The organism is Mesorhizobium sp. 128a (genome assembly GCF_053848025.1).
Genome location: NZ_JBSPKY010000008.1, coordinates 254046 through 264347 on the forward strand (window position 1 = coordinate 254046; position 10302 = coordinate 264347).

The window sequence follows — 10302 nt, forward strand, 5'->3', positions numbered from 1 at the left end:
TCCAAGGGGTTTAAAAGAATCCCGTCTCAGAGTCGGCATCGTCGTTTGGTTCGAACATCCCCATGACTGCAGAAATATCCGCCGGCGCCACGGATCGCGCCGATGTGTCGGCCAGAGCCTTGCTCTTGCTGCCGCTGACGGTCGCCTGCGGCGTGTTCATGACCAGCCTCGACCAGAATGTCGTGGTCACCGCCCTGCCCGGGATCGGCGAAAGCCTCGCGCGCCCGCCGAGCCAGCTCGGCCTGTTGATCACCGTCTATGTCGCCAGCCTGATCATCTCGATGCCACTTGGCGGCTGGGCCGCCGACCGCTTCGGCCTGCGCAATGTCTACTGCTTTGCCTTGCTGGTGTTTGCGGCGTCATCGGCGCTGTGCGGGCTGTCCAACGACATCTGGACGCTGGTCGGCGCCCGTGCGTTGCAAGGCTTCGGCGGCGCCTTGATGGGGACGCTCGGCCAGGTCGTTATCCTGTCGACCTTCCCGCGCAGCCGCACGCTCAAGATCAATATGTATATCTCGCTCGCCGGCCAGTCCGGGCCGTTGGTCGGCCCGCTCGTCGGCGGCGCGCTCACCACTTACATCTCCTGGCGCTGGATCTTCTTCATCAACGTGCCATTCGCACTGGCAGCGGCCGTGCTTGCCGCCTCGCTGTTTCCGACGGTCACCAAACCGGTGCGCACGCCGTTTGATTTTCCGGGTTTCCTGCTGGTCGGCAGCGGCATGGTGCTGCTGGTCTTCGGCATGGATTCGCTTGCCGCAAAAGACGCGGGCAGCAGCATGATTGCGGCTGAGCTGGCGCTGGCGATCGTCATCCTGACGATTGCCTCATTCTACTGCCTGCGTGCCCGCAATCCCTTGCTTGATCTCAAGCTGTTGCGCATCCGCACCTTCCGCATCTCCTTCCTCACCGGCGGTGGGCTGGACACGATCGGACTAAGCTCCGTCGTCTTCCTGCTGCCGCTGATGTTCCAGCTCGGCTTCGGCATGAGCGCGGTGCAGGCGGGATCGCTGACCTTCGTCGCGGCGATCGGCTCGCTGATCATGCGTGTCTTCATGCCGCGCCTGCTCAACCGCTTCGGCTTTCGCCGCGTGCTGGTCGTCAACACGCCGATCGTTGCCGGCATGGTTGCGGGCTTCGCCCTGATAGAGGCAACCACGCCGGTCTGGATCGTGCTTGCCTATATCTTCGCCTTCGGTGTTCTGCGCTCGGCGCAATGGGCCTCGACGGGCAATCTCGCCTATTCCGATATCGCGCCAGACCAACTCGCCCGCTTCAGCGCCCTCTATTACATCCTGTGGCAGCTGGCGGTGGCGATCAGCGTCGGCCTGGCAGCCGCACTGCTCTCATTCCTGGCCGGCGGCGGGCCGGCCGTGACCAACGACTTCCGCATCCTGTTCGTGGTTGAGGGCATCATCACGCTCTGCGCGCTGATCGCCTATCTCAAGCTGACACCGCAGGACGGTGCCCATGTCAGCGGCCACGGCGCGCAATTGACCGTGGAATAGAGCCGGGGCCTATTCGCTGAACGTCACCCACTCTTCCAGCGGCACGCGGTCAGTGCGGAAGTCGTTTTCGGGCTTGGACGTATCCTCATGGCCGAGTGCCATGCCGCAGACGACAATCTCCTCGTCCGGAATGTTCAGCACGGGCCGGATCTGCCGGTGATAGGGTGCGAAGGCGGCTTGCGGGCAGGTGTGCAGGCCCCTGCCCCGCGCCGCCACCATGATGTTTTGCAGGAACATGCCGTAGTCGATCCACGAGCCCTGGTTCAGCCGCCGATCGATGGTGAAGATCATGCCGACAGGCGCATCGAAGAAGACGAAGTTGCGGTCGTGCTGGGCGCGCATCTTGTCGACCTCGCGGCGGCCGATGCCGAGCGCGCCGTAAAGCCCGAAGCCGTTGGCGCGCCGGCGAGTGAGATAAGGCTCGAAGAACTGGGTGGGATAGTAGCGATACTCGTCCCAATCCGCCTTTTCGGCGCGGATGCCGGAATTGAGGATGGCATCGGTGATCTGCTGCTTGATCTCGCCCTTGGTCACATAGACACGCCAGGGCTGCATGTTGGTGCCCGAAGGCGCACGCGCGGCAACGGAAAGAATGGCGCGGATCGTCTCGTCGTCCACCATGTCGGGCAGGAAGGCTCGCACCGAACGACGAGACAGGATCGCCTCGTCGACAACAGCCGCGTCTTGCGCAATTTGGGCGTTTTTTTCCAGCATGGGCCGTCCCTTTGCGCATACCGTCAAGCTGAACGGGCTTCCGGAAAAATCATGCGCCGATTCCAAACCTTTGGTCGTCGACCGGACGCCCCCAATTCAACCGTTCGTGGCCGAGCCTTTGCATGAACCGTCAAAATCGCGCAAGCAAATCTTGTGATCCCATGAAAATCCTCTTGATTTTTTCATGGGTGTGGTTTCTCATGAAATTCACCTCCGATTTTTCATCATGTGACCGCTGTGCCTTCAGCTACCGCCGAACCATTGCAGGGACCTGACGAACGCCTGCTGGCGAGCGATATCCGTGCGCTGCGCAAGGCGCGTGGGCTGACGCTTTCCGAGATCGCACTGAAGCTCGGCCGCTCCGTCGGCTGGGTCAGCCAGGTCGAGCGCGGCCTGTCGACCCCTTCGCTCGGCGACCTCAGGGCCTTCGCCGACCTGTTCGGCGTGCCGCTCAGCCTGTTCTTCAGCCATGACGTGCCGATCGAGAAGGAGCGCGGCGTTGTCGTGCGCGCCGGCAGCCGGCGCACGCTTGGCACAAGCGAATCCGGCCTGGTGGAGGAGCTTCTGTCGCCCGATCTCGGCGGTAGTTTCGAGATGGTGCGCTCGATCTTCGCGCCGGGCGCGGAACTGAAGACCGAGCATCTGCGGCCAACCGAAGAGGCCGGCTACATCGCCTCCGGGATTTTCGAGATCGAGATAGCAGGCGTCTGGCACCGGCTCGTTGAAGGCGATTCCTTCCGCTTCGAGCGCAAGCCTTACCGCTGGCGCAACCCGGGCACCGAGCCGGCAGTGGTCATCTGGGTGGTTTCACCGCCTGTTTATTGAATGAGGGTTTTGATATGGCCGGTTTGCCGACCACGGCACGCGTGGTGATCATCGGAGGCGGTGTCGTCGGCACCTCCTCGCTCTACCACCTCGCCAAGGCGGGCTGGACCGACTGCATGCTCCTGGAAAAGAACGAGCTGACATCGGGCTCGACCTGGCACGCCGCCGGCAACGTGCCGACCTTCTCGTCGTCCTGGTCGCTGATGAACATGCAGCGCTATTCGACCGAGCTTTATCGCGGCCTCGCCGATGCGGTCGACTACCCCATGAACTACCATGTCACCGGCTCGCTCCGTCTCGCCCACACCAAGGAGCGCATGCAGGAATTCCAACGCGCCAAGGGCATGGGCCGCTACCAGGGCATGCACATCGACATTGTTGGCCCCGACGAGATCAGGCGCCGCTACCCATTCATCGAGACGCACGATCTCAAGGGCGCGCTCTACGACCCGAGCGACGGCGACATCGACCCAGCGCAGCTGACGCAGGCGCTGGCCAAGGGCGCACGCGACATGGGCGCGAAAATCGTCCGCTTCTGCCCCGTCACCGGTGTGCGCCGCGACAACGACGAATGGGTGGTTATAACCCCGCAAGGCGAGATCCGCTGCGAAATCGTCGTCAACGCCGCCGGCTACCGTGCCGCCGAAGTCGGCAAAATGTTCGGCCGTGACGTCCCGATGATGGTGATGAGCCATCAGTACATCTTGTTCGAGGAAATCCCCGAACTGATGGCCTGGTCGAAGGAACAGGGTAGGAAACTTCCGCTGCTGCGCGACGTCGACACCTCCTACTATCTGCGCCAGGAAAAGAACGGCATGAATCTCGGTCCCTATGAGCGCAATTGCCGCGCGCATTGGGCGACCCATAACGATCCGATGCCGGAGGATTTCTCCTTCCAGCTGTTCCCCGACGATCTCGACCGTCTCGAACATTATCTGGCGGACGCCGTAGCCCGCGTGCCCATCCTTGGCACTGCCGGCCTGTCCAAGGTCATCAACGGACCGATCCCCTATGCCCCGGACGGCAACCCGCTGATCGGGCCGATGCCGGGGGTTCCCAACGCTTTCGAGGCCTGCGTTTTCACCTTCGGCATCGCGCAAGGCGGCGGCGCCGGCAAGGTGCTGGCCGAATGGGTGACCGAAGGCCAGACCGAATGGGACATGTGGTCCTGCGATCCGCGCCGCTTTACCGCCTTTGCCGCCGCACCCGACTATGCCGTCGCCAAGGGCATGGAGATCTATGGCAATGAATACGCCATCCAGTTCCCCAGGCATGCCTGGCCGGCCGGCCGCGACCGCAAGCTGTCGCCGATCCACGACCGTATCAAGGCGCTCGGCGCCCAGTTCGACGCCTACAATGGCTGGGAGCGTGCCACCTGGTATGCGAAGGAAGGCGACGGCACGTCGGAAGAAGCAACGCTGACCTTCAACCGCGACGGACCCTGGCAGCATCGCGTGCGCGAAGAATGCCTGGCGGTGCGCGACGCCGCCGGCATTCTGGACCTGCCGGGCTTTTCGCGATTCCGCCTGGAAGGTCCCGGCGCCCGCGCCTGGCTGGAAACGATGATCACCGGCCTGGTGCCGAAACCCGGCCGTATCGGCCTCGGCTACTTCTCCGACGACAAGGGTCGCATCGTCACCGAGATGTCGATCATGGCGCTTGCCGAGGACCTCTTCTTCCTGATCACCGCCTCGGTGGCGGAGCTGCACGATTTCGAGTGGCTGCAGAACCATCTGCCACAGCCCAATCAGCTCACGCTGCAGAACCTGACCGACGCTTTCAGCTGTCAGATCCTGTCCGGGCCGAAATCCCGCGACATTCTCGCCGAACTGACGGACGCCGACCTCTCGCTGCCCTGGCTTTCGCACCAGTCGGCGCAGATCGCCGGGCACTGGTGCCAGTTGGTGCGCGTGTCCTTCGCCGGCGAACTCGGCTGGGAAATCCACACCAAGGTGGAAGACACCGGCGCCATCTTCGATGCCGTCTGGGCAGCGGGACAAAAGCACGGACTAAAACCGTTCGGGATGTATGCGCTGGATTCGCTGCGCCTCGAAAAAGGCTACCGCACCTGGAAGGGTGACCTGTCGACCGACTACACGATCCTGCAAGGCGGGCTCGAACGGTTCGTCAAATGGGACAAGCCGGAGTTCCGCGGCAAGACAGCCCTGCAGAACGAAAAGCAGCAAGGCGTGAAGAAGCGCTTCGTCACACTGGTCATCGAAAACCCCGGTGAGTGCGATGCGCCCTCGGTGTCGACGCTGTGGCATGACGGCAAGATCGTCGGCGAGACGACGTCGGGCGGCTGGGGTCATCGCATCGACAAATCGATCGCGCTCGGCATGCTGCGCGCCGACCTGGCTGAACCCGATACCGCCATCGAGATCGAAATCTTCGGCGACCGCTTTCGGGCGATCGTGCAGAAGGATGAGCCGCTATGGGATCCCAGGAACGAGAGGCTGCGGGCGTGAAAACAGTCATCCTCACCGATGGCGGCATGGGCCAGGAGCTGGTCCGCCGCAGCAAATCCGAGCCGACGCCGCTGTGGTCTGCCAAGGTGCTGATCGACGAACCGGATCTGGTGCGCGGCCTGCATGCGGAATTCATCCGTGCCGGTGCCCGCGTCATCACCATCAACACCTACTCGGCAACGCCGGAGCGACTGGCGCGCGAGGGCGCGGAGGAGCTGTTCAAGCCGCTGCAGAAGCGTGGCATCGAACTCGCGAGGCAAGCTTGCGAGCAAGCTGGAGAGGCAACCATCGCCGGCTGCCTGTCGCCGCTGTTCGGCAGCTATGCGCCGGCACTGACCATTTCCTATCAGGACACACTCGACATCTACCGCCGCATCGTTGCCGAGCAGGCGGACGGCGTCGATCTCTTTCTGTGCGAAACCATGGCCTCGGCCGATGAAGCGCGTGCGGCCGTCACGGCGGCATTGGAAAGCGGCAAGCCGGTCTGGGTATCATGGACGCTGGCCGACCACGGTACCCCGCGCCTGCGCAGCGGCGAGACAATAGCAGCGGCGGTCGGTGCACTTGACGGCCTGCCCGTGGCGGCGCGGCTGCTCAACTGCTGCCGCCCTGAAGCGATCGCAGCAGCATTGCCCGAGCTGATCGATCTCGGCGGCCCGGTCGGCGCCTATGCCAACGGCTTCACTTCCACCGAAGCGCTCAAGCACGGCGGCACGGTGGATGTGTTGCATGCCCGTCACGACCTTGGTCCGGACGCCTATGCCGAGCAGGCCATGGGCTGGGTCGAGGCCGGCGCTGATATCGTCGGCGGCTGCTGCGAGGTCGGTCCCGCCCATATCGCGGCCTTGCGCGACCGGCTCGAACAGGCCGGCTACCACATTTCGGGAGTTCAATGATGCCCAGACCCTCATCACGCATTACTGGTATCGTGCCTTCGGGCAGGGATGGCTGGGAGGTCCATACCGAGGCCTGGGCTCGCAAGGAGGCTGGCCAGGACATCATCATGCTGTCGGTCGGCGACCACGATTTCGACACGCCGTCGCAAACCATCGAAGCTTGCGTGACGGCGGTGCGCGGCAGCAACCATCACTACACCCCGCTTTCGGGTGTTCCGCGCCTGCGCAGGGCAATGGCGGCGGCATCGACCGCCTGCAACGGCATCGAAACAGGCCCCGAGCAGGTGATTGCCACGCCCGGTGGCCAGGCTGCCCTTTATGCGGCGGTGCAGGCGGTGCTAGACCAGGGCGATCACGCTATTGTGGTGGCGCCCTACTACGCCACCTATCCCAACACATTCAGCGCGGCCGGCGCTGGTTTCACCGTGGTCGAGACGCCGGCCGAGGACGGTTTCCAGCCACGCGCCGACAGGATCCGCGCGGCACTGAAGCCCAACACGCGCGCCATATTGATCAACACGCCGAACAACCCGACGGGCGCCGTCTATTCGCGCGAGCGGCTGGAAGAGCTGGCCGACATCTGCAAAGAGCGCGATCTCTGGCTGCTTTCGGACGAGGTTTACTGGACACTGGGCGGCGGCGAGCACATCTCGCCTCGCGGCCTGCCCGGCATGGCCGACCGCACGCTGGTCATCAATTCGATGTCCAAGAGCCACGGTATGACCGGCTGGCGAATGGGCTGGCTGACCGGCCCGGCCAAGATGATCACGCTTTTGACCAACCTCAATCTGGTGACGACTTACGGCTTGCCGGCCTTCATCTCGATCGCTTGTGCCGAGGCGCTGGAGAACCGGTATGGCGTCAAGGAGATCGCCGAACGCTACGCGGCGCGCCGCACCGTCCTGCTCGATGCCGTGCGCGGTATGAACAACGTCACCGTGCACGGCTCGGAAGGCGGCATGTATGTCATGCTCGACATCTCCGCCGTCGAGCCGGACGACGAGAAATTCGCCTGGGCCTTTCTCGACAAGGAGAATGTCGGCGTCATGCCTGGCTCCAGCTTCGGCCATGCCGCAGCCGGCCATATCCGCATCAGCCTCTGCCAGCCGGAGCCCGTGCTTCAGGAAGCAGCAAAACGCCTGCGCCGCTTCGCATCCAGCTATCGCCGCGAGGCCGCATGAGCAAGACGATACCGACCAAGGCCATTCCCAATAAAGCGAGGGCCGTGATCATCGGCGGCGGCGTCTCCGGATGTTCGGTGGCCTATCACCTGGCCAAACTCGGCTGGACCGATATCGTGCTGTTGGAACGCAAGCAGCTGACCTCCGGCACGACATGGCACGCCGCCGGTCTGATCGGCCAGTTGCGCGGCTCGCAAAATATGACGCGGCTGGCGAAATATTCGGCCGACCTCTACGTCAAGCTGGAAGCCGAAACCGAAGTCGGCACCGGCATGCGCCAGGTCGGCTCGATCACGGTTGCGCTGACCGAGGAGCGCAAGCACGAAATCTATCGGCAGGCCTCGCTCGCCCGCGCCTTCGATGTCGACGTGCGCGAGATTTCTCCGAGGGAAGTCAGTGAGATGTATCCGCATCTCAACGTGTCCGACGTCGTCGGCGCTGTCCATCTGCCGCTCGACGGCCAGTGCGATCCGGCCAACATCGCCATGGCACTCGCAAAAGGTGCGCGCCAGCGCGGCGCCACCATCGCCGAGAACGTCAAGGTCACCAAGGTTCACACCAATGCCGGCCGCGTCACCGGCGTGTCATGGGCGCAAGGCGAGGATCAGGGCACCATCGAGGCCGACATCGTCGTCAACTGCGCCGGCATGTGGGCGCGCGAACTCGGCGCGCAGAATGGCATCACCATCCCGCTGCATGCCTGCGAGCATTTCTATCTCGTCACCGAGCCGATCCCCGGTCTGACCCGCCTTCCGGTGCTGCGCGTGCCGGACGAGTGCGCCTACTACAAGGAAGATGCCGGCAAGATGATGCTCGGCGCCTTCGAGCCGATGGCCAAGCCCTGGGGCATGGACGGCATACGCGAGGATTTCTGCTTCGACCAGTTGCCCGAGGACATGGAGCATTTCGAGCCCATCCTCGAAATGGGCGTCAACCGCATGCCAATGCTGGCCACAGCCGGCATCCACACCTTCTTCAACGGCCCCGAAAGTTTCACCCCGGACGACCGCTACTATCTCGGCGAGGCGCCGGAGCTATCCGGCTACTGGATGGCGACCGGCTACAATTCGATCGGCATCGTCTCCTCCGGCGGCGCCGGCATGGCGCTGGCGCAATGGATCAATGACGGTGAAGCGCCCTTCGACCTCTGGGAGGTCGACATCCGCCGCGCCCAGCCGTTCCAGAAGAACCGCCGCTATCTCAAGGAGCGCGTCTCCGAAACGCTCGGCCTGCTCTATGCCGACCATTTCCCCTACCGCCAGATGACGACCTCGCGCGGCGTGCGCCGCTCGCCCCTTCATGAGCATCTGAAGGCGCGCGGCGCCGTGTTCGGCGAGGTCGCCGGCTGGGAACGCGCCAACTGGTTCGCCCGTGAAGGACAGGAGCGCGAATACCGCTACTCCTGGAAACGACAGAACTGGTTCGACAACCAGCGCGAGGAACATCTCGCCGTCCGCAACAAGGTCGGTCTGTTCGACATGACCTCGTTCGGCAAGGTCCGGGTCGAGGGCCGCGATGCCTGTGCGTTCCTGCAAAAGCTCTGCGCCAATGACATGGATGTGGCACCGGGCAAGATCGTCTACACCCAGATGCTCAACCAGCGCGGCGGCATCGAGAGCGACCTGACGGTGTCGCGGCTGTCGGAAACAGCCTACTTCCTCGTCGTCCCCGGCGCGACGCTGCAACGCGATCTGGCCTGGCTGCGCCGGCATGTCGGCGGGGACTTCGTCGTCATCACCGACGTGACGGCGGCCGAAAGCGTGATCTGCGTGATGGGCCCGGACGCGCGAAAGCTGATCCAGAAGGTCAGCCCCAACGATTTCTCCAACGAGAAGAATCCCTTCGGCACGTTCCAGGAGATCGAGATCGGCATGGGCCTCGCCCGCGCCCATCGCGTCACCTATGTCGGCGAGCTCGGCTGGGAGCTCTACGTCTCGACCGATCAGGCAGCGCACGTCTTCGAGGCGATCGGTGAGGCCGGCGCGAATGTCGGCCTGAAACTCTGCGGCCTGCATACGCTGGATTCCTGCCGCATCGAAAAGGCCTTCCGTCATTTCGGCCACGACATCACCGACGAGGACAATGTGCTTGAGGCCGGCCTCGGCTTTGCGGTCAAGACAACCAAGGGCGACTTCATCGGCCGCGACGCGGTGCTGAAGAAAAAGGAAGCCGGCCTGTCACGCCGGCTGGTGCAGTTCCGACTGAAGGACCCCGAGCCCCTGCTCTTCCACAATGAGGCGATCCTGCGCGACGGCAAGATCGTCGGCCCGATCACTTCCGGCAATTACGGCCACCATCTTGGCGGCGCGATCGGGTTGGGTTATGTGCCGTGCAAGGGCGAGAGCGAGGCGGATGTGCTTTCCTCGTCATACGAGATCGAGATCGCCGGCGAGCGTTTTGCGGCGGAGGCATCGCTGAAGCCGATGTACGATCCGAAGGCGGAACGGACGAAAATGTAGTGCAGTTTCTTCCTTCTCCCTTGTGGGAGAAGGTGGCCGAGCGAAGCTCGGACGGATGAGGGGTGTTGGAAGGATCGCAACTTCAAAGGGTATAAGCACCTGACAGCGCCAGATTCTTCCTTGCCTCATTCCTTCGCGCACCCCTCATCCGTCTCGGCGCTGCGCGCCGATCCACCTTCTCCCACAAGGGACCTGTTGCACAGTACGAGAGAGTGCGGCCGGGATGCGAATACAGTGGTTCGTTGCTTGCCTCT

At 63.5% G+C, this 10302-nt stretch carries 7 protein-coding genes; 6 read left to right on the plus strand and 1 reads right to left on the minus strand.

Features of this window, described 5'->3' with window-relative positions:
- The first annotated feature begins 62 nt into the window (after window positions 1–62).
- A complete protein-coding gene (locus ACWTU9_RS16110) occupies window positions 63–1505 on the plus strand; it encodes an MFS transporter (protein ID WP_455859133.1) in 1443 nt (480 codons plus the stop codon).
- A 9-nt stretch (window positions 1506–1514) separates the two neighbouring features.
- Here ACWTU9_RS16110 and ACWTU9_RS16115 read toward each other — a convergent pair whose 3' ends face one another.
- Window positions 1515–2219, minus strand: a complete 705-nt coding sequence (locus ACWTU9_RS16115) for a nitroreductase (protein ID WP_455859134.1) — start codon at window positions 2217–2219, stop codon at window positions 1515–1517.
- A 282-nt stretch (window positions 2220–2501) separates the two neighbouring features.
- Here ACWTU9_RS16115 and ACWTU9_RS16120 point away from each other — a divergent pair, with 282 nt between their 5' ends.
- Genes ACWTU9_RS16120 through ACWTU9_RS16140 form a run of 5 tightly spaced genes read left to right on the plus strand, consistent with a single transcriptional unit; the run spans window position 2502 to window position 10048 of the window.
- Window positions 2502–3044 carry a helix-turn-helix domain-containing protein gene (locus tag ACWTU9_RS16120; RefSeq protein ID WP_455859149.1) on the plus strand — a complete coding sequence of 181 codons (543 nt, stop codon included), beginning with the start codon at window positions 2502–2504 and terminating at the stop codon, window positions 3042–3044.
- Window positions 3045–3058: 14 nt separating this feature from the next.
- Complete coding sequence (locus ACWTU9_RS16125) at window positions 3059–5512, plus strand: GcvT family protein (RefSeq protein WP_455859135.1); 2454 nt, start codon at window positions 3059–3061, stop codon at window positions 5510–5512.
- The gene (locus tag ACWTU9_RS16130; protein ID WP_455859136.1) at window positions 5509–6408 is read left to right on the plus strand and encodes a homocysteine S-methyltransferase family protein; all 900 of its coding nucleotides are present in this window, start codon (window positions 5509–5511) and stop codon (window positions 6406–6408) included. Before ACWTU9_RS16125 ends, ACWTU9_RS16130 begins: the two co-directional genes overlap by 4 nt.
- Window positions 6408–7589, plus strand: coding sequence for a pyridoxal phosphate-dependent aminotransferase (locus ACWTU9_RS16135; RefSeq protein WP_455859137.1), 1182 nt, complete (start codon window positions 6408–6410; stop codon window positions 7587–7589). The genes ACWTU9_RS16130 and ACWTU9_RS16135 overlap by 1 nt, the downstream gene beginning before the upstream one ends.
- Entirely contained in the window at window positions 7586–10048 is a 2463-nt protein-coding gene (locus tag ACWTU9_RS16140) for a GcvT family protein (RefSeq protein ID WP_455859138.1), read from the plus strand. Before ACWTU9_RS16135 ends, ACWTU9_RS16140 begins: the two co-directional genes overlap by 4 nt.
- Window positions 10049–10302 lie beyond the last annotated feature (254 nt).

Bases quoted from the DNA above. Each gene is read 5' to 3' on its own strand.
- ACWTU9_RS16110 (WP_455859133.1), top strand. From the start codon at position 63: ATGACTGCAGAAATATCCGCCGGCGCCACGGATCGCGCCGATGTGTCG.
- ACWTU9_RS16115 (WP_455859134.1), bottom strand. From the start codon at position 2,219: ATGCTGGAAAAAAACGCCCAAATTGCGCAAGACGCGGCTGTTGTCGAC.
- ACWTU9_RS16125 (WP_455859135.1), top strand. From the start codon at position 3,059: ATGGCCGGTTTGCCGACCACGGCACGCGTGGTGATCATCGGAGGCGGT.
- ACWTU9_RS16135 (WP_455859137.1), top strand. From the start codon at position 6,408: ATGCCCAGACCCTCATCACGCATTACTGGTATCGTGCCTTCGGGCAGG.
- ACWTU9_RS16140 (WP_455859138.1), top strand. From the start codon at position 7,586: ATGAGCAAGACGATACCGACCAAGGCCATTCCCAATAAAGCGAGGGCC.